This is a genomic window from Aldersonia sp. NBC_00410 (assembly GCF_026342035.1).
In the GTDB taxonomy this organism is placed as follows: Bacteria; Actinomycetota; Actinomycetes; order Mycobacteriales; family Mycobacteriaceae; genus Aldersonia.
Window position 1 is genome coordinate 313,202 of sequence record NZ_JAPENM010000007.1, and the last position, 25,791, is coordinate 338,992.

The following is a 25,791-nucleotide window of genomic DNA, read 5'->3' on the forward strand; positions in this document are numbered from 1 at the left end:
GCGGCGATTCAGACAAGGCCGTGGCGCGGGGGTGCTTCGCCGCGCAGCACGGAGCGCCCGATGTGCTGGTACTTCCAGCGAATCGGATCGTGCAGGGTGTGCGTCCGGGCGTTGCGCCAGTGTCGATCGAGTCCGGAACCAGCTGCTGCACTTCGAGTTCCACCTGCCTCGAACAGCGCAGAAGACACCTCGAGCGCGCTGCGATCGGAGACCACCTTCGCCACCGCGACGGCCATGGATGCCTCGGTCGCTGCGGTGTCGGTCCGTTCGGCCACCACCCGATCCACCGCGCGCCCGGCAGCGGCCAGCGTGGCTTCGGCCGAGGCGACCGCGACACCGAGTTCACCGAACCGTTGCACAAGCAACGGATCATCGACTGCTCGTTCTACCTCCGCCTCGAACCAGGGCCGGGCTTTCGTCTGTACGAACGCGACCGCATCTTCGAGGGCTCCCCGCGCGATGCCGGTGTCGATCGCGGCGTGCAGCAATTGCGCATATGCACCGAAGCCGGTCGGGCCGTCGAACGCCGGTGCGCGCGGGATCACCCATTCGGGCCGGACGGCCACGTTGTCGACGGTGACCGTGCCGCTTCCGGTGGTGCGCTGACCGAGCGCATCCCAGTCCTCGTCCACTTGCACCCCCGACGCGTCGGCGGGCACGAAGATCACGACCTGTCCGGCCGCACTCTGCGCCAGCACCGGAATCCAGTGCGCGAAAGGTGTTCCGGTGCAGTAGTACTTGATCCCGTCGAGTCGGCCGTCGCGGTAGCGCGTGTTGACCTCGGCGATGGTGCGGGTGTTGCGTTCGGACTGCGCATTCGCGAATCGCTTGCCGTCGAGCAATTCCCGGAAGAAGAACTCTTTCTGCTCGTGCGTGCCGGCGAGCTTCAGCAGGTGCACGTAGACGAAGTGGCTATGCGGGATTTGCGCAATGTTCGGGTCGGCGACCGCAAGCAGGCGCAGAATCTCCGCGATCTGGGAGGGCGGTAGGTCCGCGCCGCCGTATTCGGCGGGCACGCTCGCCGCGTAGACGCCCGCGGCGGACAGCTCCTCGATCTCGGTGTAGGGCAACGAATGGTGGGCATCACGCACGCCGGCCGACTCGCGAAACGAGTCGGCCAGCTTTGCGGCAGTGCCGAGGAGCGTCATGCGCCGGCGGGTGCGAGCCGGCGGTCGGCCTCGAGTTCGCGCACCAATGGCAGCACGCGGGCGCCGAAGTATTCGATCTCCTCCTGGAAATGCAGGAAGCCGCCCAGGACGAGATCGACCCCGAGGGTGCGGTAGTGCACGATTCGTTCGGCGATCTGCTCCGGCGTGCCGATCAGCTGGGACCGGAAGCCGTCGTTGTACTGCACGAGATCGTCGAAGCTCGAATCCGCCCACATGCCTTGCTTGTCCGCGGTCGACGCACCCGCCTGCTGGACGGCGTTGCGGAAGCCTTCGACGGCAGGCTTGTTCGCCTTGGCGATGATTTCGCGCAGTGTCTCGCGGGCTTCCTTCTCGGTGTCGCGGGCGATGATGAAGCCGTTCAGCCCGAACCGCACCTCGCGATCGTGTTCGCGCGCGACGGTGCGCACGTCGTCGAGCTGTTCGGTGACCCCGTCGTAGTCCTTGCCGTTGCTGAAGTACCAGTCCGAGAACCGTCCGGCATTGCGGCGAGCCGCGGCGGAGTTACCACCTTGGAACAGTTCGGGATTCGGTCGTTCGGGGGTGTTGAGCGGCTTCGGCTTCAGGGTGAAGTCGTGGATGCGGTAGAAGTCGCCCCGGAAGTCGACGTCGTCTTCGGTCCAGATCTTGCGCAGCACCTGCAGGAATTCCGCGCTGCGTCGGTACCGCTCATCGTGCTCGAGCCACGGCTCGCCGAGATGGGTGAATTCATCCTTGAACCAGCCGCTGACGACGTTCACTGCGAACCGGCCGTTAGACAGGTGGTCGGCGGTGGCACCGAGCTTTGCCAGCACGGCGGGCTGCCACAGGCCGGGATGTACCGCGGCGATCACCTTGAGTCGTTCGGTGGCCAGCAACAGCGCGAGGCTGAAGCTGGTCGACTCGTGCTGGTATTCGGCGCCGTAGCTCGCCTCGTAGCGGACCTGGCTCAGTGCGTACTCGAAGCCGTTGTTCTCCGCGGTTTGCGCGAGCTTCTTGTTGTACTCGTAGTCCCAGCTTGTGCGTTGTTCGATATCGCTGGTCACCAGGCCGCCGCTGACGTTCGGCACCCAGTATGCGAACTTGATCTGTTCGGCGATGCGCTCGGTACTCATTCATGCAGGGTGTCCGGCCCCGGCGTGCCGACCAACCGATAGGAATGTGTTGCGCAAAAGTGTTGACAGTCCGAAACTCCCATGAACAGCACTCCGGTTCGCGTCACGCCGAGCAGAAGTGTGGGGTGGGTCCCGCTCTGCGACGTTGACTACCTGGCATGACGACCATCGAGAATCGCAACCGCAACTGGACGACCCGGCCCGAGACCCCCGAACAGTGGCTGACTCGCGCCTCGGAGGTGGCGGCGCTGCTCGCCGTCGACGCAGTGGAGCGCGACCGCGCGGCCGAGGCGCCGGTCGAGGAAGTCCGGTTGCTCAAGGAATCCGGGCTGGTCACGCTGCTCGGGCCCACCGAACACGGTGGCGGAGGCCAGGATTGGCCGACCGCGTACCGCGTGATCCGGATCATCGCCGGCGCGGACGGGTCGTTGGGCCAACTGCTCGGCTACCACTATCTGTGGTTCTGGGCTGCCCGGCTGGTCGGCACCCGCGAGCAGATCGAGCAGGTGGAGGCGGCGGCGACGGCGCAGGCGTGGTTCTTCGGCGGTGCGGTGAACCCACGCGACGAGGACGTCGTGATCATCGACGAGGGCGACACCCTGGTTTTCAACGGGCGCAAGAGTTTCTCCACCGGCAGTCGGGTTTCCGATGTGACGGTGCTCGAAGGTGTCTTGAAAGGCACGGAGACGCATATCTTCGCGATCGTGCCCTCGGATTCGACGGGCCTCGAGTTCCTCGACGACTGGGACAACATCGGTCAGCGCGTCACCGAGAGCGGTGGCGTGCGGATCGACGGTGTGCGGGTGCCCTGGTCGGACGCGGCGGGCTTCGTCGACAAGCAGTTCCAGCCAAGGGTCTACAACACCCTCAACGTCCCGACGATCCAGCTGGTGTTCGTCAACTTCTATCTCGGCATCGCCCGCGGCGCACTGGAAACCGCCGCCGCTTACACGCGCTCCAACACGCGGGCATGGCTACACAGCACGGTGGACAAGGCCGTCGACGAGCCCTACATCATCGACATCTACGGCGATCTCACCGCGAAGCTGTGGGCGGCCGAAGCTCTTGCCGACGCGGTCGCGCAGGAGGGGCAGCGGATTCACGACGACGCGTGGAACATCACCGAACAGCAGCGCGGCGATCACGAGGTTCGCGTCGCGGCGGTCAAGGCGCGGGCGACCGAGGTGTCGCTCGAGATCACCTCGACGGTGTTCGAGGCGCTCGGCGCACGAGCTACGGCGAGCAAGTACGGCTTCGACCGGTTCTGGCGCAACGTGCGTACGCACACGCTGCACGACCCCGTGGCGTACAAGCGCCGCGAGGTCGGCCGCTGGGTGCTGACCGGAGAACTGCCGCAGCCCACCTGGTACAGCTGACCGGTTGGAGGGGCCGGATCAGCGGCCCCGGGGAAGGGTGCGCGGTGGGGAGCCCTCGACCAGTGCCGAACGGCGCTCGGTCGGGGGCTCCGTCCGTTGCAGCTGCGCGTGCCGAACGTCATCGTGCTGTGCCTCGTCGAGAATGATCGGTTGCTGGTCGTCGCTGGGCCCGACCTCCTCGGTGTGCACGGTGACGCGGGAGGTGCGCTTGACCGTGACGGTGAACTCCTCGACTTCTTCGATGACCGTTCGCGCCATCCGCACCGGATAGTTGGCGGTGCTGTCGATCGCACGGGCGACGGCCTGCGGGACGAAGGGGCTCACCCAGCGGGTGGCGGCCTTGGTCACCGATTCGATCGAGTCGAGCAGGGCCGGGCTCGACGAACCACTCGGCGCAGGCACCAGTTCGGTTGATGGGGCTGATGCAGGTCCGGCTTCGAGCGCGCGGTCCGGCTGCACCCGCTCCGAAGACACGGGAGTGGGGCCTGCGGAAGGACCCGATAGCACCGCGACGCGGGCCTGCTCACGGTTCTGCACGATCGCGGTATCGGCCGCGACCACCGCGCGATCCTGCGCGGCGCGAGCGGCGACATGCCGATCCTGTGTGGTTTCGCCTCGCCAACGACGCAGCAGCATGGGAAGCAGGGTCAGCATCGTCATGAAGGCGATCGACACCAGCCGCAGCACGAGCGCCCCGGGGTTGTCCGCGGTGTAGCTGTTCATCGCCGCCCACCGGTCGCCGAGTCCGTTCGAAGCCTGGACCGCCGCGGCGTCGTGTGCCTGCGTCAGCGCCGCGTCGCGGTCGGTGATCGTCGATTCGAGCTGCTGCGCCCGTTCGTCGCGGGCATCGATCGCGGAGTTGAGTTCCGCCTGCGCGTCGTCGAGCCGTTCGTTGGCGGTCAGCGCCTCCGGCCCACTCCCGGGCACGCCGGTGATCTGGGCGGGCGGGCATTCGGGCGACGGGTTGAATTCGCAGCGCGCCGTGATCAGGGCCTCGTCGCGCAGCGTCCGTGCCTCGGTGACCGCGGTGTCGAGGGCGACGCGATCCGCGCGCGCCCGGTCGAGTTCGTCCTGCGCCCGCACGACGGCCGGCGCGGTCGCGGCGTCGGCCTGTGCCGCGTCGGCAAGCCGGCGGTCCACGGCGCCGGAGAACAAGACGGTGGCGAGCAGTTCGCCGACGACGACGCCCACGACGAGCGCGACACCGACCCGGCCGGCGAGGCCGCGGCTGTCGCGTGCACCGCCCGAGATCGCCCTGGCCACCGCGCTGACCAGGAGGCCGATCGGAATCGCGGCGAATCCCGCAGCAGGCCACGGCCAGGTCGTCGCCTGTACGAGCGCGGCACTCGCGACCAGCCAGGACAGTATTCCGACGAGCGCGACGAGTGCCCCCACGACGGCGAAGGTGGATCGCTCGTCTGCTTCGGGCAGCTCTGCCCGGTGCCCGCCGCCGAGCCAGGTGAGTCCGGCCCCGGCGCGTGCGCCGACCGATTCGGACGCGCGTGCGCCGGCCGATTTCGGTCGCGACGTTACTTCCGAGTTCACGACTTCCCCCTTCAATTTCATGCCCGCCGGAAAGCACTCCCCATCGAGCGGGGCGGGCGTGATCTTGCTCTCTCCACCATCTCAGCAACCGGTCTGCGAGAACCGGTCCGGGTACCCCGCTGTGGGAAGGTTCACAAGCTTCTTACTTGTCGGTAGCGCCACAACCTTGTTCGTGCAGAGGTGTGCAAAACCTGCCTTACACTGGGGTTAACCAAATGCGGCACCGGCGCCGACATTTCCCAGGTAGAAGGGTCTATAAGGATGCCCTTGGTTGGTAGTTTCCCAAGGTTTTGACTTATCGTTGCGAACTGATGCCGAATGACCTTCGGTGTCTGCGTGCGGAAAGCAGATTTACCGGGGCGCTGTCGACGACGCTGTAGACATCGCTCGAAGAACTACCAGCGTTCGGGTAGTCGCTATCCGCAATATCGATCGCGAGATCGTGTCGCGACCCGACGTCCTGCGAAGTTGCAGGCAGACAGCGCAGTCCTGCGACGTTGCAGGCAGACAACGCAGTCCTGCGGCGTTGCAGGTCGACAATCGCAGATCCCTCTGCACCGGGATGACCACCGACGGCGCTGGTTATCGATGCATACGAAGGCTAGGTATGAAGGAATTCGAGCGGAGCCCGCGCAGCGGGCAGACCGCGCTTCCAGGCCACAGGTCCCCCGGACCGGTCGGCCTCTACGACCCTATCAACGAGCACGACGCCTGTGGTGTCGCTTTCGTTGTCGATATGCATGGTCGTCGCAGCCGGGACATCGTCGAGAAGGCCATCACCGCCCTGGTGAATCTCGAGCATCGTGGTGCCGCGGGCGCCGAACCCAACACGGGTGACGGCGCCGGAATTCTCCTGCAGGTTCCGGACAAGTTCTACCGCGCCGTCGTGGACTTCGAACTTCCCGAAGAGGGCTCCTACGCCACCGGCATCGCGTTCCTTCCGCAGGCCCGCGCCGAGGCGCGCAAAGCCGGCATCGGTGTCGAGCAGATCGTCGAAGAAGAGGGCCTCGCCGTCCTCGGCTGGCGTGCCGTGCCCACCGACGAATCGTCGCTGGGCGCGCTCGCACGCGACGCGATGCCGACGCTGCATCAGCTGTTCATCGGCCCGCGGCCGGGTTCGCGCATCCCCGTCACCGGCATGGACCTCGAGCGTCGCGCGTTCGTCATCCGCAAGCGCATCGAGCACGAACTCGCCTCCAACGCACATCGCGGCAGCTCGGTGCCGGAGGGTGTCTACTTCCCGAGCTTGTCCGGCCGGACCATCGTCTACAAGGGCATGCTGACCACGCCGCAGCTCAAGGCGTTCTACCTGGATCTGCAGGACGAGCGCGTGGAGAGCGCGCTCGGCCTGGTGCACTCCCGCTTCTCCACCAATACGTTCCCGTCCTGGCCGCTGGCGCACCCGTTCCGGCGTGTCGCGCACAACGGTGAGATCAACACCGTCACCGGAAACGAGAACTGGATGCGCGCCCGCGAGGCGCTCATCTCCTCGGACGTGTTCGGTGGCACGGACAAGCTGGAGAAGATCTTCCCGATCTGTACCCCGGGTGCCAGCGACACCGCGCGTTTCGACGAGGTGCTCGAAATGCTGCACCTGGGTGGGCGCAGCCTGCCGCACGCCGTGTTGATGATGATTCCCGAGGCGTGGGAGAAGCAGGACACGATGGACCCCGCGCGGCGGGCGTTCTACCAATTCCACTCGACGCTGATGGAGCCGTGGGACGGCCCGGCGTCGGTCACCTTCACCGACGGCACCGTGGTCGGTGCCGTGCTCGACCGCAACGGACTGCGCCCGAGCCGCATCTGGGTCACCGACGACGGCCTCGTCGTGATGGCCTCCGAGGTCGGCGTGCTCGACATCGAGCCGTCGAAGGTCGTGCAGAAGATCCGTCTGCAGCCGGGCCGGATGTTCCTCGTCGACACCGAGCTGGGCCGCATCGTCGGTGACGACGAGGTGAAGGACGCACTCGCCGCCGAGCACCCCTACCAGGAGTGGCTCGACGCCGGCCTGACCATGATCGACAAGTTGCCGGACCGCCCGCACATCCACATGTCGCACGACCGCGTGCTGATCCGCCAGCAGATCTTCGGCTACACCAACGAAGAGCTGAACATCCTGCTCACGCCGATGGCGAAGACCGGCGCCGAGGCCATCGGTTCGATGGGCACCGATACGCCGATCGCGGTCCTTTCCGCTCGGCCGCGGTTGCTGTTCGACTACTTCTCGCAGCTGTTCGCGCAGGTCACCAATCCGCCGCTGGACGCCATCCGCGAAGAGGTTGTCACCAGCATCGGGGGCGTTCTCGGTCCGGAGAGCGACCTGCTCAACCCGGGTCCGCAATCGTGTAAGCAGGTCGTGCTGCCGCAGCCGATCCTGGACAACGACGACCTCGCGAAGCTCGTCCACATCAACGACGAGGGCACCAGGAACGAACTGCGTTCCGTGGTCGTGCGCGGGCTGTACCCGGTCGCCGAGGGCGGCGAGGGGCTGCGCAAGTCGCTGGAGGCGATTCAGACCCAGGTCTCGACGGCGATCGCCGGCGGTGCCCGCATCATCGTGCTGTCCGACCGCGAGTCGAACGAGAAGATGGCGCCGATCCCGTCGCTGCTGCTGACTGCCGCCGTGCATCACCACCTGGTCCGGGAGAAGACCCGCACCATGGTCGGCCTGATCGTGGAGGCGGGTGACGCCCGTGAGGTGCACCACTTCGCGATGCTGGTCGGCTTTGGCGCGTCCGCGATCAACCCGTACATGGCCTTCGAGTCGATCGAGGACATGCTCGACCGTGGTGGGCTGACCGGCATCGACTACGACAAGGCGGTCGCGAACTTCGTCAAGGCGGCCGGCAAGGGCGTGCTAAAGGTGATGTCGAAGATGGGCATCTCCACGCTGGCGTCCTACACCGGTGCACAGCTGTTCCAGGTCATCGGCCTGTCGCAGGAACTCGTCGACGAGTACTTCACCGGCCTGCGCAGCCACCTCGGCGGCATCGGCCTCGACGAGATCGCCGGCGACGTCGCCGCGCGGCACGCGACCGCATTCCTGCCCAACCCGAAGGAGCGCGCACACCGCGAGCTCGAGGTGGGCGGCGAGTACCAGTGGCGTCGCGAGGGCGAGTATCACCTGTTCAACCCGGACACGGTGTTCAAGCTGCAGCACTCCACCCGCAGCGGGCAGTACTCGATCTTCAAGGAGTACACGAAGCTCGTCGACGATCAGTCCGCGCGGCTGGCATCGTTGCGCGGCCTGTTCCGCTTCCGCACCGAGGAGCGCGCGCCGATCTCGATCGACGAGGTCGAGCCGGTATCGGACATCGTCAAGCGGTTCTCCACCGGTGCGATGAGCTACGGCTCCATCTCGGCGGAGGCGCACGAGACGCTCGCCATCGCGATGAACCGGCTCGGCGGCCGGTCCAATTCCGGTGAGGGCGGCGAGGATCCGCGGCGCTTCGAGGTCGAGGAGAACGGTGACTGGCGACGCAGCGCGATCAAGCAGGTCGCGTCCGGCCGCTTCGGTGTCACCGCGCACTACCTGACCAACTGCACGGACATCCAGATCAAGATGGCGCAGGGCGCGAAGCCCGGCGAGGGTGGCCAGCTGCCGCCGCACAAGGTGTACCCGTGGGTCGCCGAGGTCCGTGGCTCCACCCCGGGCGTCGGGCTGATCTCGCCACCGCCGCATCACGACATCTACTCGATCGAGGATCTCGCCCAGCTGATCCACGACCTGAAGAACGCGAACCCGGCTGCTCGGATTCACGTGAAACTTGTGTCCGAGCCGGGTGTCGGCACGGTCGCCGCGGGTGTGTCCAAGGCGCACTCCGACGTCGTGCTCATCTCCGGGCACGATGGCGGCACCGGCGCTACACCGTTGACCTCGATGAAGCACGCGGGTGGCCCGTGGGAGCTCGGCCTCGCCGAAACGCAGCAGACGCTGCTACTCAACGGTCTGCGCGACCGTATCGTCGTGCAGGTCGACGGCCAGCTCAAGACCGGCCGTGACGTCGTCGTTGCCGCGCTGCTCGGCGCCGAGGAATTCGGTTTCGCGACCGCACCGCTGGTGGTGTCCGGCTGCATCATGATGCGGGTCTGCCACCTCGACACCTGTCCGGTCGGCGTCGCAACCCAGAACCCGGTGCTGCGCCAGCGCTTCGACGGCAAGCCCGAATTCGTCGAGAACTTCTTCAAGTTCATCGCCGAAGAGGTGCGCGAACTGCTTGCCGCACTTGGCTTCCGCACCATGAACGAGGCAATCGGGCAGGTGCACCTGCTCGACACGACCAAGGCCAAGGAGCACTGGAAGGCGAGCAAGCTGGACCTCTCGCCGATCCTGACCACGGTCGAGACGCCGTTCATGTCCCAGGACCTGTATTGCACCAAGTCGCAGGACCACAGCCTGGACAAGGCACTCGATCAGCAGCTGATCACGCAGAGCCGCGATGCGCTCGAGCGTGGCAAGCCGGTCAAGTTCGACACCAAGATCACCAACGTGAACCGGACGGTCGGCACCATGCTCGGCCACGAGGTGACCAAGCTCTATGGTGGCGCCGGCCTGCCCGACAACACCATCGACATCACCTTCACCGGATCGGCGGGCAATAGCTTCGGCGCGTTCGTCCCGGCCGGAATCACGTTGCGCGTCTTCGGCGATGCGAACGACTACGTCGGCAAGGGCCTGTCCGGCGGCCACCTCGTGGTGCGTCCGCCGCTCGACGCGCCGGCCGCGTTCGTCGCCGAGGAGAACATCATCGCGGGCAACGTGATCCTGTTCGGTGCCACCAACGGCGAGGCATTGATCCGCGGCATCGTGGGTGAGCGATTCGGCGTGCGCAACTCCGGTGCGACCGCAGTCGTCGAGGGCGTTGGCGACCACGGCTGCGAGTACATGACCGGCGGCAAGGTGGTCGTGCTCGGTGAGACCGGTCGCAACTTCGGTGCCGGGATGTCCGGTGGTGTCGCCTACATCTACAACCCGAACGGCACTTTCGAGGCCAACCTCAACACCGAGTTGGTCGACCTCGAAGAACTCGAGGGTGACGACTTCGCGTGGCTGCGCGACATTATCGCGCGGCATCGCGACGAGACGGGCTCACCGGTTGCCGAGCGCATCGTGAGCGACTGGTCGCAGCAGGTGAATCACTTCGTGAAGGTGATGCCGCGCGACTACAAGAAGGTACTGCTCGCCATTTCCGAGGCCGAGAAGAACGGCGTCGACGTGGACGAGGCGATCATGGAGGCAGCTCGTGGGTGACCCCAGCGGATTTATGAAGCACACGTCGCGGGAGCTACCTCAGCGTCGCCCGGTGCCGCTGCGCCTGATGGACTGGAAAGAGGTCTACGAAGACTTCGACGACGCCACTCTGCAGCGTCAGGCCAGCCGTTGCATGGACTGCGGTATCCCGTTCTGCCACAACGGCTGTCCGCTCGGGAACCTGATTCCGGAGTGGAACGACCTGGTCTACAAGGACCGGTGGCGCGAGGCGATCGACCGCCTGCACGCGACCAACAACTTCCCGGAGTTCACCGGGCGGCTGTGCCCGGCGCCGTGTGAGGGTTCGTGCGTGCTCGGCATCAACCAGGATCCGGTCACGATCAAGCAGGTCGAGGTCGAGATCATCGACCACGCCTTCGACGAGGGCTGGGTGCAGCCGGTGTACCCGACTGGGCTGACCGGTAAGAAGGTCGCCGTGATCGGTTCGGGCCCAGCGGGTCTCGCGGCCGCGCAGCAGCTGACCCGCGCGGGACACACCGTGACGGTGTTCGAGCGTGCGGACCGCATCGGCGGCCTGATGCGCTACGGCATCCCCGAATTCAAGATGGAGAAGCGGCACATCGACCGCAGGCTCGCGCAGATGGAGGCCGAGGGCACTGTCTTCCGCGCCGGCGTCAACGCGGGTGTCGACATCTCGGCCGCGCAGCTGCGCGCAGACTTCGACGCCATCGTGCTGGCCAACGGCTCCACCGTGGGCCGCGACCTGCCGATCCCGGGCCGCGAACTCGACGGCATCCACCAGGCGATGGAATTCCTGCCGTGGGCCAACCGCGTGCAGCAGGGCGACGACGTGCTCGACGAGAGCGGCCAGCCGCCGATCACCGCGAAGGGCAAGAAGGTCGTCATCATCGGCGGCGGCGACACCGGCGCGGACTGCCTCGGCACCTCGCATCGGCAGGGCGCCGAGAGCGTTCACCAGTTCGAGATCATGGCGCAGCCGCCCGAACTGCGCGGCGTCAACAACCCGTGGCCGACCTACCCGATGATCTACCGGGTGTCTTCGGCGCACGAAGAGGGTGGCGAGCGGGTCTACTCGGTCAACACCGAGCAGTTCGTCGGCAAGGACGGGAAGGTCACCGCCCTCGAAGCGCACGAAGTGCAGATGGTCGACGGCAGGTTCGAGAAGGTCGAGGGCTCCGAGTTCACCCTCGAAGCGGACCTGGTGCTGTTCGCCATGGGCTTCATCGGACCCGAAAAGGCCGGGCTGCTCGACGGTCTCGGTGTGGAGTACACCGACCGCGGCAACGTCGCACGCACCGACGACTGGGCAACCAACGTGCCGGGCGTCTTCGTCGCCGGTGACGCGGGCCGTGGCCAGTCGCTGATCGTGTGGGCCATCGCCGAGGGTCGCGCCGCCGCGGCCGCCGTGGACAAGTTCCTCGAGGGCCATAGCGCGCTGCCCGCACCGATCGTTCCGACAATGGTCGCGCAGAGGTAGTTTCGCTCGATTCGAGCTCACCGAAGGCCACCCGCGCAGCATCGTGCCGGGTGGCCTTCGGTTTTTGCGGGTGTCCGTCCGAAGCCTGGGCGCGCGGGACGTCCGACGCGCGCTAGACTCCTGCCTGTTACCGACCGGGGGGTGGGGAAATGACTTCTGGTGACGCACGCCCGCATGTCCACGTCGTCCCCGAAGAGGTGCAGGCGCTCGGACAATTCGCCGCCGACGTTGCCGAGCAGTTGAAATCGGGCTCGGGAGCGCTCGATCGCGACGTCGCGCAACTGCTGGACACGTGGAAGGGCACCGCGGCCGATGGCTATCGCTCCGGTTGGGACGAGGTGCACAAGGGTGCGCTCGGGGTATGGGATGCACTGACCGACCTGGCCGAAAAGCTCGGCGTCAGCGCAGCCGGCTATCAGGCGACCGACGATGCCAACGCCGCGACGGTCCGCTCGGTCGCGGTCGACTGACCGCCATGACCTCGAAATTCGAATTCGATCTCGACGAGATCGACCGGGTGACCTCGGCGGTGCGGGGTTTCGGCGGATTCGTCACCGACCTGCTCGAGTCGCTGGACGCGCGGGTGGCCCAGTTGATCCAGGAGGGCAAGTGGAGTGGCTACGCGGCGGACGCGTACGCCGATGAGCACCGCGATTGGGCGGTGGCGGTGCGTGAGATCGTCGACGGGCTGACGGACATGGAGACCGCCGCCCGCAACGCGCACGAAAGCTATTCGACCGCAATGGAAGCCAACCGGAGAATGACGGAAGGCTGACATGGTCGCTGTCGAACCACAGTCGTACTACGATGCCGCGACGACGTGCTACCAACTGTCGAAGGAATTCCAATCGGCATACAACCCACTGCAGTCGACGCTGCTGGCCACCGGCGGGATGGCCGGCGGCTACCAGGCCGCCATGGCGTGGGCGAAGAGCTACGACGATCGCGCAGTCGCGTTCACGTCCGCAGCCACGGAATTCGCCCGGGCGACACAACGTCTCGGTGACATCTTCATCGCCTGCGGATACAACTGGGACTGGCACAACTACAGCGCGAACCGCGACCCGAATCGAGGGCCGGCTCCGACACGCCCCAGCAAGGTGCCGACCGACCTGCCTTATGGGCCGTTCTCCGTCACCGGCGTGGCTTCTTCGAAGAAAAACGGCAACGGTCTGGACACCAACTACCCGGAGCTGCTCGAGAAGGCGACCGCGAAGATCGCCGGCGGCGAGATTCCGGACGGCGACACGGACAAGCTGAGCAAGGCCGCGACGGCGTGGCGCACCTTTGCCGATCACCAGACGATCAGCGGTGCCCCCGCAAAGCTCAATTCGCTGCGCGACTCGCTGGCCCGATTCGATTCCCCGGACATCAAGAATCTCAGCGGGCACATCGAGACCCTCGCCAGGAACGTGACCGATATCCAACTCGTCTCGAACGACATGTCCAACTCCGTGTTCGCTCACCATGGCGCCTTGGTGGAGTTCCGCGACGAGGTGGATACGCAGGTAACCGCGATGATTGTGGGTGCGGCGATCTCGATCGCGGTAATCGCCGTCGTGATCGTCGCGGGAGCAGGATCGTTGGCGGTGTCCGGAGCGGCACTGGACATGGCCGCCGGGACGATCGCGTCGCTGGGCGGAACGTTCCTTGCGGCTCTGGGCGGAATTACCTTCAGCAGTGAAGCACTGAGCATCGTCGCGCTGTCCGCGATCACGGCGTTGACCGTCGCGTCCGTTGCCGGTGACGCGCCGGGCGCGAACAACCCGGCCGAGGACCCGAACTTCGACCGACTTCGCCCGGCCGAGCAGGAGACGTTGCGTCGCGCCCAGGAGGCGTGGCCGGAGCTGGGGTTACGCGGGGTTCCCGACGAGCGCGACGGCGAATACGTCGACAAGAACGGCAACACCTACGACCAGATGGGCAATCCGGCAACCTCGGACCACTGGAGTCCAAGAGCGGAACAACAGTTCGAGGATTCGATCGACGCCCACCTGCGAAAATCGAACGACGGCACGATCATAGACTTGACCGGCTTCAGCGAGGAGTCGAGGGAAGCGATCGGAGAGTACGTGGACTCGTTACCTCCGAAGGAGCAGGCCAAGATTTTGAGGATTGGATTCTAGATGGCAATCATTTTCGCCCAGACCGACGAAGGCACGTTCACCCTGCGAAAAGCCCTGTACCGCATGGTTTTGTCGCGTGCCCGTCGGTCTGTGAGCGATCCCGCCGACGTCGAGACGCTGCAGGACTACTACGAGGCAGTCTCGTTGTTTCGCATGGAGGCCGACGAGCGCGCCCGGGTGGGTGATGCCATTCTGCAGGGCGCGGTCTCGCTGCGCGCAGATGTGCTCGCGGGCACGCCGACCGAAGAGCCGGTACGCGATGGGGCAGCGGAGTACCTGGGGGAGTTCATCGAGTTCATGACCTCGCACCTGGAAGATCGTCGCTAGCGCGAAGAATCGGATGGTGATTTCCTACACCTTCGACATGGATGCACACACACCGCCGACGAAGCGAACGCCCGGCTGACCGAACATGTCGTCGAATTCGCCCGCACCCAGCCGACTTGCGGGTGTCGCGCGGGGTGGAGCCGAAACGCAGCCAGGCCGGAGACGCACTGGCCCGCCAGCACGGCGCGACAGTCCGGTTGCTGCTGATGCAGCTCAGTTCGCCCGGTTCGGAGCACTAGGGCGCCGCGGCATCCTGGAAGCTCACCGAGGTGCCGATCGGCTGATATTCGGTCCCAAGCTGAAGATATTGTCAAGACCTGCGGCTTCCGTTTTGTGTCACGAACCAACCTGGAGCCCCGGCGCGCGCGCTACCCCGGCCAGTTGAACTCTCCACCTACGTACTCGGTGCCCGCTTCGACGATTGCGAAGGGGTTCCCCCACGGATCGCGCGCGTAGAAAGACCGCTCACCCCACGGTTGGACGGTTATGTCGCCGCGCTTAGGATCTGGTTTGGCGCCAGCCAGGATGGCACGCTCGCGGACGGCGTCGAGTTGTTCGTTCGTCGAGATGTAGCAATGCCCGGTATTCGGAGGGGACGCCTGAGAGTCACCATCGGCCAACGAATCAAGGCAGGCGAGAAGCATTCCCTCGCAGTCGAAGTAGTGGCGTCCGCTGGTCACTCGTTCACCGCGATTTCCCAACAGCGCAGAGTAGAACGTCGCCGCTTGATCGATGTCGAGCACTGGAACAATCACTCGGAATAGGCGCATAGATTCGAGCGTACGAGGGATTGTCAAGGGCGCTGCCCACGGCAGATCTGCCCAGCGCAGCACGGCGTCCCAAACCTGCACGGCGGCAGGCATTGTCGAAACATGAGCGACGACAAGACTCCGATGTTCGACTACCGGCTGCGCGAGCGGCTGTTCCATCAGCGCGTGGTGGTGCTCGACGGACCACTCGACGACGACAACGGCACTGTCCTCGCGACGCAGATTCTGTCGCTGGCCGCGGAAGATCCGGAGCAGGACATCGCCTTCTGGATCCACTCGCCCGGCGGATCGGTGCCCTCGATGCTGGCGATCCGGGACGTGATGCGGCTTGCACCGTGCGATGTCGCCACCATGGCCCTCGGATTGGCATGCAGCGCAGGGCAGTTCCTGCTCTCCTCGGGCACGCCCGGTAAGCGGTTCGCGCTGCCGCACGCACGGATCCTGATGCATCAGGGGTCGGCGGGCATCGGCGGTTCGGCCGTCGAGGTCGAGGTGCAGGCCGACGATCTGCGCCATACCCGCGACACCGTGCTCGGCCTCATCGCCGCCGACACCGGGCAGCCGCCCGACCGGATCTTCGCCGACTCGCTGCACGACCGGTGGTTCACCGCCGCGCAGGCCCGCGATTACGGCTTCATCGACCACATCGTCGACGAGTTCGGCCAGGTCATGCCGGTTCGCCACAGGGCCGCGGCACCATCCCGGACCTGATCCTGGCGGCCGACGAGGTGGTGCGGATCCGTGCGCAGCTCGAGGCGATCCTGTCCAAACACACCGGGCGCACCGTCGAGGAACTGCGCCACGACACCGACCGGGACCGGGTGTTCGATGCGGCAGCCGCCGTCGGCTACGGACTGGCCGACCACGTGCTCGACGAGCGGGTCTAAGCGGCCAGCAGGACCGGTCCGGCCGGTCGGCGGCTCGGCATGCAGCGCTGGTTCAGCTCGTCGGCGATCCCGCCGAGCAACCCGCCGAGGCCGATGCCGAGTGCGCCGGTGACCGCGGCGATCATCTCGCTCGACGGTTCCTTGCGCCCGCGTTCGATCTCGGACAGGTACTGCGGCGAGATCCCGGCCCGGTCGGCGATGTCGACGAGCCGATCGCCGCGGTCCTCACGAGCGGCGCGCAGGCTGCGCCCGAGTGCCTCCCGCCAGAGCGGTTCGGGCTCGTGCTCGCGTTCCGGTGCATTGCGGTTCGGGTGAAAGCGCAGGATGTCGGCCATGACCCATGGTGGCACCGCCGTGACCAACCGTGGCAGGCGTTCCGCTGAGAGCAGAGCGGCGCGCTCTCGTGCCAGACTCGAAATGTGACCACATCGCGTGTCTGGTACGTGGCCTACGGCTCGAACATGTCGGCCGCACGGCTGGCGTGCTACCTGGAGGGCGGCCGCCCACCAGGTGGCCGCATCGAGCACACCGGCGCCAGAGACAGCGCCGCACCGCGGCGGATGGTGCCGATCACGCTGCCCGGATCGGTCTTCTTCGCCGGCGAATCCCACACCTGGGGCGGTGGCCGCGCCTACTACGACCCGCTCGTACCGGGTCCGACGCCCGCGCGGGGCTACCTGGTGACGCGCGAGCAGTTCGACGACATCCGAGCACAGGAACCGCCGGTGTACGACCGAGTGCTCGAGGTGGGTGTCCTCGATGACGCCCCGATGTACACGTTCACGAGCACGCACGGCAGCGCCGAGGTGGCCCCGACGCGGCCGGTCGAGGCGTACTTGCGGACGATCGCGGACGGCATCGCGGAGGCGCACGGCTGGGCCGAGTGGCGGATCGCGGCGCACTTCGCCCGGCTCTCCGGAGTGACGGTCGGCTGATCGGCGTAACCAGCACATGAATCTCCGTGACGCTTCCTGGCGCGACCGCTCGACCGGGGGTACTTTTCAAATGCCGATCCCGCATCGGCCACGGTGCGGGGTGGTGGACGCCGAGGTGGCGTCGGTGATTTCGCTGAAAGCCGGTCACGATGCGCGCACGCAAAGCCCTCGCACTGTTCTCCACTTTTGCCTGCCTCGCGGCGGCAGCGGTCGTCGGCTCCACGGTCGGCGCCGGATCTGCTGCCGCCCAACCCGGCTGCCCGAGCCTGTACGTCGTGGCGATCCCCGGCACCTGGGAACACGGCAACGACGTGGGCCTGCTCGGCGCGGTCACCAACGGCCTGCCGCGCAACATTCGCACCGACTACGTCGGATACCCGGCGACCGCGTTCCCCTGGGAAGCCGACGTGTACGGCGTCTCGAAGCAGCAGGCGGTGAACAACGCGCGGGGCATGGTGACGTCGATGGTCGGCGCGTGTCCGGGCACCCGAATCGCGTTGCTTGGGTACAGCCAGGGTGCCGACGCCGCCGGTGACCTGGCCGCGGAGATCGGCACGGGTATCGGTGCGATACCGGCGAACAAGGTCGCCGCGGTCGGATTGCTCTCCGATCCGCGGCGCTCACCGACCGATGCGCTCGTCGGTCCGCCGGTCGGCGGCGCGGGTGCAGGCGGGCCTCGAGTCGGCGGGTTCGGTTGGGTGAGCCAGCAGACCCGCACCTTCTGCGCCGCGGGCGATCTCTACTGCTCGACCGCCAGTGACGACTTCTTCGTCAGGGGTGCCGGTTTCTTTGCGCAGCTATCGGATCCGAGCCCGGCAAATATCTGGCGGTACTCACAGGAGGGCGGCGCGATCGTCAACGACCTGCTCGCCGCGGGCGGCGTCGGCGTGCTGCAACAGCAGTTCAACGACCAGGCCAACGAGCGGCGGGAGCAGGAACTGCGCACCTTCTACCAGTCCGGCATCCATCAGGACTACCGCAACTACGTCGTGGATCGGAACGGCGCGACCGCAACGCAATGGTTGCGAAACTGGTTGCTGGACGTGGCGTAAATGTCCGATCTGCGGGAATTCGCGCCGTCGCTTGATGTTTCGGGATTGCTGCGCCGAGGGTAAGGCCCGCCGGTGACCAAAGCGATTCTGTACGGGCTGGGCACAGCCCTGCCCATCCTGCTCGGCGCGGTTGTCGGTCTGCGCTACCAACTGCCACGCCCAGTGCTCGCCGCGCTGATGGCGTTCGGCTCCGGGGCAATGGTGGCGGCGGTGAGCACCGAGCTGTTCGCGCCCGCATTCGAGCAGGAAGGCATGCTGATCGCGGGCGGCACGCTGCTGCTCGGCGCGGTGGTCTACGTCGTGGCCGATCGTCTGGTTGAGAACAAGCTCGGTCCGGCGGCGCTGGGCCCCGCGTTGATGATCGGCGCGCTGCTTGACGGTATCCCGGAGAACACGGCACTCGGAGTTTCGCTGTCGGAGGGCGGGCTCGTGTTGCTGGTCGCGGTGGCGGTCGGCAATCTGCCAGAGGCAGTCGCGGGCGCGGCGTCGATGCGCGGCAAACCCGGGTTCGCGATGCCGCGGGCGCTCGGGATGTGGACGGCGACCGCGGTGGTGCTCGCGCTCGTGGTGCCTGCGGCGAACCTGGTGGCCGACGAAATACCCGCGGGTGCCATCGCGACCGTTCAGGCCTTCGCCGGCGGCGCGACCATCGCGGTGCTGGCCGACTCGTTGATGCCGGAGGCCTACCGTGAGGGTGGTTGGTGGGTCGGCATCTCCACCGCGGCGGGATTCGTTGTCGCGTTCTCCCTTGGCGCCTGAGCGGTGTTGCGGGAAATATTGCGCGGCAGCAGATCCCACACATGCTCGGTCTCGTTCACCGCCGCGACAGCGCGGCGGCCGCTGCGCGAGACCAGGATCCGCGTCACAGAGCAGTAGTCGATCTGAAACCCGAGGCTCTTCTCGTTGCCGAGCACATGCTGGAGATAGCAGTTGATCACGCCGCCGTGCGCGAACAGCGCGACCGACGCGCTGTGCTCCGACGAGTCGATCACGCCGTCGGTCGCCTCGATCACGCGCTTCTTGAACGCCGGCACATCGATCTGCTCGGGCAGCTCGCCCTGCATGAGCCGCTCGAAGCCGGCTTGGCGTTTGGCGTCCTCGACCGGGATGTAGAACGGCAGCTCACGGTCATACTCGGCGAGGCCGTCCACGATCTCCACATCGAGACCGAGCCTTTCGGCGGTGGGCTCGGCAGTCTGGTGGGCGCGGCGCTGCGGGCTGCTCACGATCCGCGACACGTTGTGCCGGGCGATGGCGTCGGGAACGCGCTCGGCCTGGCGACGACCGAGTTCGTCGAGGACGGGGTCACTGTCGCCGGGGCTGTGTTCGGGCAGGCCGTGCCTGATCAGGAGCAACTGCACACCGATACCGTATGCGGTGAGCTACTTCGGCTTCGCCAGCGGGAAGGCCAGCGTCTCGCGAATGCTCCCGCCGGTGATCAGCATGACGATCCGGTCCACACCCATCCCGAGCCCACCGGTCGGCGGCATCGCGTGCTCGAGCGCCTGCAGGAAGTCCTCGTCGAGTTCCATCGCCTCCTCGTCACCACCGGCGGCGAGCATCGACTGCTCGGTGAGGCGGTTGCGCTGATCGACCGGATCGGTGAGTTCGCTGTAGGCAGTCCCGAGTTCGATGCCCCACGCGACGAGGTCCCATTTCGCCGCGACACCGGGAATGGTCGGATGTGGGCGGGTGAGTGGTGACATCGAGGTGGGGAAGTTGGTGTAGAACGTCGGGAACTCGGTGTGATCCTCCACCAGGTGCTCGTACATCTCCTGCGCGACCGCGCCCTCGTCCCAGCCGGGCTGGTAGGGGATCTCGTTCTCGTCGCAGAGCCTGCGCAGTTCGTCGAGCGGGGTCTGCGGCGTCACGTCGACCCCGAGCTTCTCGGCGACAGCGCCGTGCATCGTCTGCACCGGCCACTCCCCGGAGATGTCGACTTCGACCATCTCCCCGTCGGGTCCGGGCCGCAGAATGATCTCGCGGCCGTGCGCGGCCAGCGCGGCAGCCTGAATCAGCTTGCGGCACAGCACCATCATGTGCTCGTAGTCGCTGTGCGCCTCGTAGGCCTCCAGGATGGTGAACTCCGGGTTGTGCTTGAAGTCGACCCCTTCGTTACGGAACACCCGGCCGATCTCGAAGACCTTCTCCATTCCCGCGACGCACAGCCGCTTGAGGTACAGCTCGGGTGCGATGCGCAGATACAGGTCCAGGTCGTAGGCGTTGATATGGGTGCGGAACGGTGCCGCATTCGCCCCGCCGTGCACCTGCTGCAGGATCGGGGTCTCCACCTCGAGGAATCCGCGCGCGGCCAGCGAATCGCGCAGCGACTTCACCACCGCACTGCGCATGACCAGCAATTCGCGCGAGTGCTGATTGATCGTGAGGTCGACGTAGCGCTGCCGCACCCGAGTCTCGGGATCGGACAAGCCCTTCCACTTGTCCGGCAGCGGGTGCAGGCATTTGCCGATCATCCGCCAGTCCGTCGCCAGGATGGAGAACTCGCCGCGCCGGCTGCGGCCCAGCTTGCCGCTCACCTCGATCAGGTCGCCCAGGTCGAACTCTGCGCCGAATTCGTCGCACGCCTCCGCGCCCGCGCGGGACCGTTCGATCAGCAGTTGAATATCGCCGGACCAGTCGCGCAGCAGCCCAAAGGTGACGCCGCCGTAGTCACGGATCCGCAGCAGCCGTCCGGCGAGGCGAACCATTGTCCCGCTCGGCAGTTCGAGTGCCGCCGCCACGGAGTGCGTCGGTGGGTAGGCGACCGGGTATGGGTCGATTCCCGCGGACTCGATCCGATCGAGCTTCGCCATGCGGACGCGAACCTGCTCCGGTCGGCGCGGCCCGGTGGAAAGGACCTGCGCTTCGGCTTGGACGAAATCCGGTGCGCTGCCGTCGGCATGCAGGCCGGCGACGGTCGGCGGCACCGCGGCCCGGACGCCGGTGTGGCTGTGGGTGTCGTCGTGTATTAGCCGGGGCAGGAATCCCTCCGCCAGCGCCGAGGCGATCCCCACCCGTGGGATCTGCCGGTTGTCCTCGAAGCACAGGTAACGCGGCGCCCACTCCGGCTGAAACTTGACGTTCGATCGGTATAGCGCTTCGAGCTGCCACCAGCGGGAGAAGAACAGCAGTACACCCCGCCACATCCGCAGGATCGGGCCGGCGCCGATGCGACCACCCTCCTCGAATACCGACCGGAACACCGCGAAGTTCAACGAGATCCTGGCGACCACCCCGGACAGCGCGAGTTCGGACACCATCATTTCGATGATTCCGTTGGGCGCCTTGGGGTTTCGTCGCATCAAGTCGAGCGATGCGCCGGTTCGCCCCCACGGCACCAGTGAAAGCATGCCGAGCACGGTGCCGCTCGGATCGACCCCCTCGACAAGCAGGCAGTCGCCGTCGGTCGAGTCGCCGAGGCGGCCGAGGGCCATCGAGAAGCCCCGCTCGGTTTCGGTGTCGCGCCAGTCGTCGGCGCACCGGACGACCTGTGCCAGCTCGTCGTCCGGGATGTCGCGGTGCCGCCGGATCCGAACGGTGACGCCGAGTTTGTGCACCCGGTTGACCGCCTGGCGTACCGGTTTCATCTCCGGCCCGCTCAGCGAGTAGCCCTTGCACTGGATGATCGCCTCGTCACCTAGTTGCAGCACGTTCAACCCGGCGCGACTGTATTCGGTGGCGCCGAGTTCGCTTGCGCCCATCACGGCGGGTGTCCAACCAAAATTCTCGGCAAGTTCGAGCCAGGCATCGATGGCCTGCGGCCAGGCCTCGTGCTGGCCGATCGGGTCGCCACTGGCCAAGCACACGCCGAACTCGACGCGGTAGGTCACCGCGGCTTTGCCGGACGCGGCGAACACGACTGCCTTGTCGCGACGGGTGGCGAAGTAGCCCAGTGAATCCTCGACGTCGGAGCGGTCGAGCAGCCCGCGCAGCGCGGACTCGTCCGTCCCGGTGAGTGCGTTGCTGGCGCGTTGGGACCGGAACAGCGTGATCACCGCAGCGAGCAGCGCCAGGGCGCCGAGCAGGCCGAGCAGTGTGTTCACAAACCCGTGCGGGCGTCCATCGAACTGGTCGTTGTCGAAGAACACCAGGGTGGTGACGCGGTTGGCTGCCCAGAAGAACGTCTGGTCCTCGGGCAGGGTGCCGGGGAACAGCGCGACGATGCCCCAGCCGACCAGGGTGCCCAGCGCGAGGCCGGCGATCAGCACGCCCAGCGCCTTCCACACCGCGCCACGCCGCACGTGTGTGTAGAACTCGCGGTAGGAAGCGATGAGGATGCCGATGACCACGACGTGCACGCCGAGTGCGATGGCGGCGTGGACGTTGTCTTCCTGGAGCACGGTGGCAAGGTTCACCAGCGCGATCAGCACCAGATACGTCGTGAGGAGCCACCACGCGATGCGTTTGCGCGAGGCCAGTGCGCCCGCGAGGAGCGCGAGGACGAGCGCCCACGCGAGGCTGGTGTCCGGCGCGTCGAAGTAGTACTTGTCGATGTACTCGCGCAGGTCGTGAACGACGTACCGCAGTGCGGGTGAGATGCTCCACAGCACGCACAGCAGGGCGAAGACGCCCATCACCAAACCGGCGATATGCGGCACTTGGTTCAGCCGCCCATGTTTGTGTCCGATCACGCGCCGCGGCGGCAGAGCGGAGGTATCGGTCGCGGGTGGGTCGACAGTCGCGGTCACGAGTCGAAACTAGCGGGTCAGCGCCCCGATTTCCGTGCTTCGACCCCGGCTTTCGCGTGTGGCGTGGACGCGGAAGGATGGAGGCGTGTCCGATCCAACCGATGTGCCGATTCGCGATGATTCCATCAGGCTCGGCCAGTTCCTCAAGCTCGCCAATCTCATCGAGAGCGGCTCGGAGGCCAAGGGCCTGATCGCCGAGGGACTCGTGCGGGTGAACGACGAAGTCGAGCTCCGTCGCGGGCGGCAACTGCGCACGGGGGACCTGGTCACGGTCGCGGGCCACACGGCGCGGGTCGTCGCGGCCTGAGAGCGCCGTCCGCGTCGTCGCGGCCTGACAGCGCCGTCCGCGTCGTCGCGGCCTGACAGCGCCGAGCGTTCCGGTTCGGTAACGGCGCGCGGCAGAGATTGCACGAGTCCAACCCTGTACCCACACTAATCACAGCAGTAACAACTGTCACATTAGTAACACCAGTCACAGGGTCGGCTGTGGCCTTGCGTGCAGGGAGCCCTCATGCGCTTGTCTCGGATCCTTCGTGCCAGGTTCTGGCTGGTGTGCCTCGCTGGTACCGGCATCGCCGTCCCGACCGGGGTGGGTCTCGTCATGCCGGGGATCGCGAACAGTGACCCCGGTCCGGCGCCGTCCGCGCTAGCCGTCGCGGTCGACACGCTCGAGGCCCGAAACGACGATCCGACGAGCCTCGGTGCTGCGGAGTCGATCATCGCGATGGGCGTCGCGGAGGCAGCCAATGCATCCGACCTGATGACCGGCTACCAGTCGGCTGTGCAGGGACTCGCCAAGCTCGGCATCGACCCGTTCCTGTACCCAACGGCGGCGCCGTTCTGCGCAGGCGGATCGGCACTACCGCTCCACGCGACGCCCGCCGCGGCGGGCGCGGTGCCCGGACCGTGGCCGAAGCTCAATGTGCCGCTGCTCGGACCGGTGAACGCGGTGCAACCCGGCCAGACGCTGTTCGCATTCGTCCCCTACGGTCTGGCCTCCGATCCCGCCACGCCGGCCGGTGATCAGGCGGCGAAGACCGGCGGGATGCAGGTGGCGTGGTTCAACCTGAGCACGCTCAAGGGTGGCTTCGCACCGATGGGCACGGTCGCCGAGACCGCCGAGGCGGCGATCCCGACCACTGTGCCGACCGCGGTGCGTCCGATGGTTGCCCAGGCCGTCACGTCGTTCCTCACCGCGAGCATGCCGCTCGGTGGCGTGCGTGCGGTGCCGGTGGAGACCGGCGAAGGCACGGTGCTCGCCGCGGTCTTCGGCACGGTCCGCAACGGCGAAACGTCGTGCTTCTTCTTCCCGACCGTGGGTATCACCGAGGTTTCCTGACCGCCCAGAGCGATGCGGTCGCGCTACTCGGCGCGCGCCACCACGCCGTCGCTGTCGCTGTAGACCATCTCGCCCGGCACGAAGGTGACGCCGCCGATCTCGACCGGCACGTTCTTCTCGCCCGATCCGGTCTGCGTGCTCTTGCGCGGGTTGGTGCCGAGCGCCTTGATGCCGATGTCGAGGGTGCGCAGGATCGCGGAGTCGCGGACGGCGCCGTTGACGATGACACCCGACCAGCCGTTGTCCACCCCGCGGCCGGCGATGATGTCGCCGACCAGGGCGGTGTGCACGCTGGCGCCGCCGTCCACGACGAGGACGCCGCCGTTTCCCGCCTCGCTGAGGGTCTGCTTGACCAGCAGGTTGTCCTGGAAGCATCGAATGGTGGTGATCCGGCCGGAGAACGCCTCGCGCCGTCCGTACTGGATGAACTGGGTGTCACAGCTGCGGATGTCCGGGCCGATCTCGTCGGCGAGGTCGGCGGTGGCGATGTTCTTGATCTCGGATGTGGAGGATTCGGTCACGCCGAACACGGTAGTCACCGGGCGCGCTGTTGGTCGGCGCGGAGTACGTGGAAATCGGCAATCGACCTGGCCCGGGCGGGCCGTTCGGCATCGTCGGCATGGGGACCCCGATCGACGCGGAGACCACCGCGGAGTTCTTCTGGCGCTACCGCCGGGTGACGGGCTGGGAGCGCGATGTGTGGCGTTTCCTCTACCGCACGGTTCTCGAAGAGCGGTACTGGGTGGTGCTCGAACAGGATCGGGTGATGCTGGACGGCATGGCGCCCGAGCCCGTCAACGCCTAGCGGTTGTGAACATTTTGCACAGTAACTTCAGCTCGCGCGCCCAACTCGGTAGTCGTTGACGTAGACGTCGAGGAAAGGATGCCGCCGATGACTGCAACGCAGGATGTGGCGACAACGCAGGATGTGGCGATGCGGGTTGCCCCGGAGTATGCGCGGACCTGGCTGTTGCGAGCGGCCACCCGCCCACCGGAGGCCGAAGCGCGGCAACGGGCGGACGCCGTCGTGCTCGACCTCGAGGACGGCGTGCCCGCGGCCCACAAGGATGCGGCACGGGTGACGGCAGCACGGTGGTTTGCCGCCGGTGGCTGTGCGTGGGTGCGGATCAATGCCGTCGACACACCGCATTGGCGCGCCGACATCGCCGCGGTCGGTACCTGGCAGGGTGTGCAGGGGGTCATGCTCGCCAAGTCCGAATCGGGCGAACACGTTGCCCGGACCCGGAACGCGCTGGGCGATCGCTTGCCGGTGATCGCATTGATCGAGTCCGCCCTCGGCGTCGAGGAGGCGGTACGAATCGCCCAGGTGCCCGGCGTCTTTCGCCTCGCCTTCGGCACCGGCGATTACCGCCGCGACACGGGCACCGCCGCGACCGACCTTGCCATGGCCTACCCGCGCAGTCGGCTCGTGATCGCCAGTCGGATCGCCACGCTGCCCGGCCCGATCGACGGCCCGACGCTCGACCCCGACCACGACGTGGTTCGTGCTCGGACTCGGACCGCGATCGAGCTCGGCATGACCGGCAAACTGACGCTCGATGAAACGCAGGCGCCGGTGATCAACCAGGCGGCCAGCCCCAGCACGGCCGAGGTGACACGCGCCCGCCGGCTGCTGCGCAGTTTCGAGGACCGGGGCGGGGACGTTGCCGACGGCAGCGAGCTCCCGGCGCTCGGCAGATCGCGGCGAGTCTGCGAACTCGCCGACGCCTATGGCTTGGGCTGATCCTTCTTACCGTAGTAGCTGCGCGTTTCCCA

General features: G+C 66.8%; 23 protein-coding genes and 1 pseudogene. 16 read left to right on the plus strand and 8 right to left on the minus strand.

Features of this window, described 5'->3' with window-relative positions:
- Positions 1-8: 8 nt before the first annotated feature.
- Together OG921_RS18045 and sfnG are read right to left on the minus strand one after the other, a co-directional pair.
- On the minus strand, positions 9-1,148 hold the full coding sequence (locus OG921_RS18045; RefSeq protein ID WP_266113870.1) for an SfnB family sulfur acquisition oxidoreductase: 1,140 nt from the start codon (positions 1,146-1,148) through the stop codon (positions 9-11).
- Positions 1,145-2,260 (minus strand): dimethylsulfone monooxygenase SfnG, encoded by a 1,116-nt coding sequence (sfnG, locus tag OG921_RS18050; RefSeq protein ID WP_266113871.1) that lies wholly within the window; start codon positions 2,258-2,260, stop codon positions 1,145-1,147. Before sfnG ends, OG921_RS18045 begins: the two co-directional genes overlap by 4 nt.
- 158 nt (positions 2,261-2,418) lie before the next feature.
- Between sfnG and OG921_RS18055 the strand changes: the two genes are divergently transcribed.
- The gene (locus OG921_RS18055; protein ID WP_266113872.1) at positions 2,419-3,636 is read left to right on the plus strand and encodes an acyl-CoA dehydrogenase family protein; all 1,218 of its coding nucleotides are present in this window, start codon (positions 2,419-2,421) and stop codon (positions 3,634-3,636) included.
- 18 nt (positions 3,637-3,654) lie between these two features.
- Here the strand turns inward: OG921_RS18055 and OG921_RS18060 are convergent, their stop codons facing one another.
- Positions 3,655-5,181, minus strand: coding sequence for a DUF4407 domain-containing protein (locus OG921_RS18060; protein WP_266113873.1), 1,527 nt, complete (start codon positions 5,179-5,181; stop codon positions 3,655-3,657).
- Between the two features lie 607 nt (positions 5,182-5,788).
- On the opposite strand from OG921_RS18060, the gene gltB reads away from it, so the two are divergent.
- The 6 genes from gltB to OG921_RS18090 all read left to right on the plus strand — a co-directional run bounded on the left by gltB (position 5,789) and on the right by OG921_RS18090 (position 14,344).
- Complete coding sequence (gene gltB, locus OG921_RS18065; RefSeq protein WP_266113874.1) at positions 5,789-10,432, plus strand: glutamate synthase large subunit; 4,644 nt, start codon at positions 5,789-5,791, stop codon at positions 10,430-10,432.
- Positions 10,425-11,891 (plus strand): glutamate synthase subunit beta, encoded by a 1,467-nt coding sequence (locus tag OG921_RS18070; protein ID WP_266113875.1) that lies wholly within the window; start codon positions 10,425-10,427, stop codon positions 11,889-11,891. Before gltB ends, OG921_RS18070 begins: the two co-directional genes overlap by 8 nt.
- A 149-nt stretch (positions 11,892-12,040) precedes the next feature.
- Entirely contained in the window at positions 12,041-12,361 is a 321-nt protein-coding gene (locus OG921_RS18075; protein ID WP_266113876.1) for a WXG100 family type VII secretion target, read from the plus strand.
- Positions 12,362-12,366: 5 nt separating this feature from the next.
- Entirely contained in the window at positions 12,367-12,666 is a 300-nt protein-coding gene (locus OG921_RS18080) for a WXG100 family type VII secretion target (protein WP_266113877.1), read from the plus strand.
- Between the two features lies 1 nt (position 12,667).
- Positions 12,668-14,017, plus strand: a complete 1,350-nt coding sequence (locus OG921_RS18085) for a hypothetical protein (RefSeq protein WP_266113878.1) — start codon at positions 12,668-12,670, stop codon at positions 14,015-14,017.
- Positions 14,018-14,344 carry a hypothetical protein gene (locus OG921_RS18090; RefSeq protein ID WP_266113879.1) on the plus strand — a complete coding sequence of 109 codons (327 nt, stop codon included), beginning with the start codon at positions 14,018-14,020 and terminating at the stop codon, positions 14,342-14,344. It abuts the gene before it with no gap.
- A 368-nt stretch (positions 14,345-14,712) separates the two neighbouring features.
- On the opposite strand, the gene OG921_RS18095 is transcribed toward OG921_RS18090, so the two are convergent.
- On the minus strand, positions 14,713-15,207 hold the full coding sequence (locus OG921_RS18095) for a VOC family protein (RefSeq protein ID WP_266113880.1): 495 nt from the start codon (positions 15,205-15,207) through the stop codon (positions 14,713-14,715).
- A 9-nt stretch (positions 15,208-15,216) separates the two neighbouring features.
- Between OG921_RS18095 and OG921_RS18100 the strand changes: the two genes are divergently transcribed.
- Both OG921_RS18100 and OG921_RS18105 read left to right on the plus strand, forming a co-directional pair.
- Entirely contained in the window at positions 15,217-15,825 is a 609-nt protein-coding gene (locus OG921_RS18100; RefSeq protein WP_266113881.1) for a ClpP family protease, read from the plus strand.
- A 20-nt stretch (positions 15,826-15,845) separates the two neighbouring features.
- Positions 15,846-16,001 carry a ClpP family protease gene (locus OG921_RS18105; RefSeq protein ID WP_266113882.1) on the plus strand — a complete coding sequence of 52 codons (156 nt, stop codon included), beginning with the start codon at positions 15,846-15,848 and terminating at the stop codon, positions 15,999-16,001.
- On the opposite strand, the gene OG921_RS18110 is transcribed toward OG921_RS18105, so the two are convergent.
- Positions 15,998-16,336 carry a helix-turn-helix domain-containing protein gene (locus OG921_RS18110; RefSeq protein ID WP_266113883.1) on the minus strand — a complete coding sequence of 113 codons (339 nt, stop codon included), beginning with the start codon at positions 16,334-16,336 and terminating at the stop codon, positions 15,998-16,000. The two genes, OG921_RS18105 and OG921_RS18110, sit on opposite strands and share 4 nt — an antisense overlap.
- Positions 16,337-16,420: 84 nt before the next feature.
- Here OG921_RS18110 and OG921_RS18115 point away from each other — a divergent pair, with 84 nt between their 5' ends.
- From OG921_RS18115 to OG921_RS18125, 3 genes are all read left to right on the plus strand, one after another.
- Positions 16,421-16,936 carry a hypothetical protein gene (locus tag OG921_RS18115; RefSeq protein WP_266113885.1) on the plus strand — a complete coding sequence of 172 codons (516 nt, stop codon included), beginning with the start codon at positions 16,421-16,423 and terminating at the stop codon, positions 16,934-16,936.
- 149 nt (positions 16,937-17,085) lie between these two features.
- On the plus strand, positions 17,086-17,988 hold the full coding sequence (locus OG921_RS18120; protein WP_266113886.1) for a cutinase family protein: 903 nt from the start codon (positions 17,086-17,088) through the stop codon (positions 17,986-17,988).
- Between the two features lie 72 nt (positions 17,989-18,060).
- Positions 18,061-18,747, plus strand: a complete 687-nt coding sequence (locus tag OG921_RS18125) for a ZIP family metal transporter (RefSeq protein WP_266113888.1) — start codon at positions 18,061-18,063, stop codon at positions 18,745-18,747.
- On the opposite strand, the gene OG921_RS18130 is transcribed toward OG921_RS18125, so the two are convergent.
- Positions 18,672-19,349: a histidine phosphatase family protein gene (locus OG921_RS18130; RefSeq protein WP_266113889.1), complete on the minus strand. Its 678-nt coding sequence runs from the start codon at positions 19,347-19,349 to the stop codon at positions 18,672-18,674. The genes OG921_RS18125 and OG921_RS18130 overlap by 76 nt on opposite strands.
- A gap of 21 nt (positions 19,350-19,370) precedes the next feature.
- Positions 19,371-22,616: a bifunctional lysylphosphatidylglycerol synthetase/lysine--tRNA ligase LysX gene (gene lysX / locus OG921_RS18135; RefSeq protein WP_266113951.1), complete on the minus strand. Its 3,246-nt coding sequence runs from the start codon at positions 22,614-22,616 to the stop codon at positions 19,371-19,373.
- A gap of 145 nt (positions 22,617-22,761) precedes the next feature.
- Between lysX and OG921_RS18140 the strand changes: the two genes are divergently transcribed.
- Positions 22,762-22,983, plus strand: coding sequence for an RNA-binding S4 domain-containing protein (locus OG921_RS18140; protein ID WP_266113890.1), 222 nt, complete (start codon positions 22,762-22,764; stop codon positions 22,981-22,983).
- Between the two features lie 204 nt (positions 22,984-23,187).
- Positions 23,188-24,015, plus strand: a complete 828-nt coding sequence (locus tag OG921_RS18145; protein WP_266113891.1) for a hypothetical protein — start codon at positions 23,188-23,190, stop codon at positions 24,013-24,015.
- A 23-nt stretch (positions 24,016-24,038) separates the two neighbouring features.
- Here OG921_RS18145 and rraA read toward each other — a convergent pair whose 3' ends face one another.
- Entirely contained in the window at positions 24,039-24,536 is a 498-nt protein-coding gene (gene rraA, locus OG921_RS18150; protein WP_266113892.1) for a ribonuclease E activity regulator RraA, read from the minus strand.
- Between the two features lie 26 nt (positions 24,537-24,562).
- Between rraA and OG921_RS18155 the strand changes: the two are divergent.
- Together OG921_RS18155 and OG921_RS18160 are read left to right on the plus strand one after the other, a co-directional pair.
- Positions 24,563-24,799, plus strand: a pseudogene (locus OG921_RS18155) (3-phenylpropionate dioxygenase); the annotation flags it as partial.
- Between the two features lie 108 nt (positions 24,800-24,907).
- Positions 24,908-25,759, plus strand: a complete 852-nt coding sequence (locus OG921_RS18160; RefSeq protein ID WP_266113893.1) for a CoA ester lyase — start codon at positions 24,908-24,910, stop codon at positions 25,757-25,759.
- Positions 25,760-25,791: the final 32 nt, after the last annotated feature.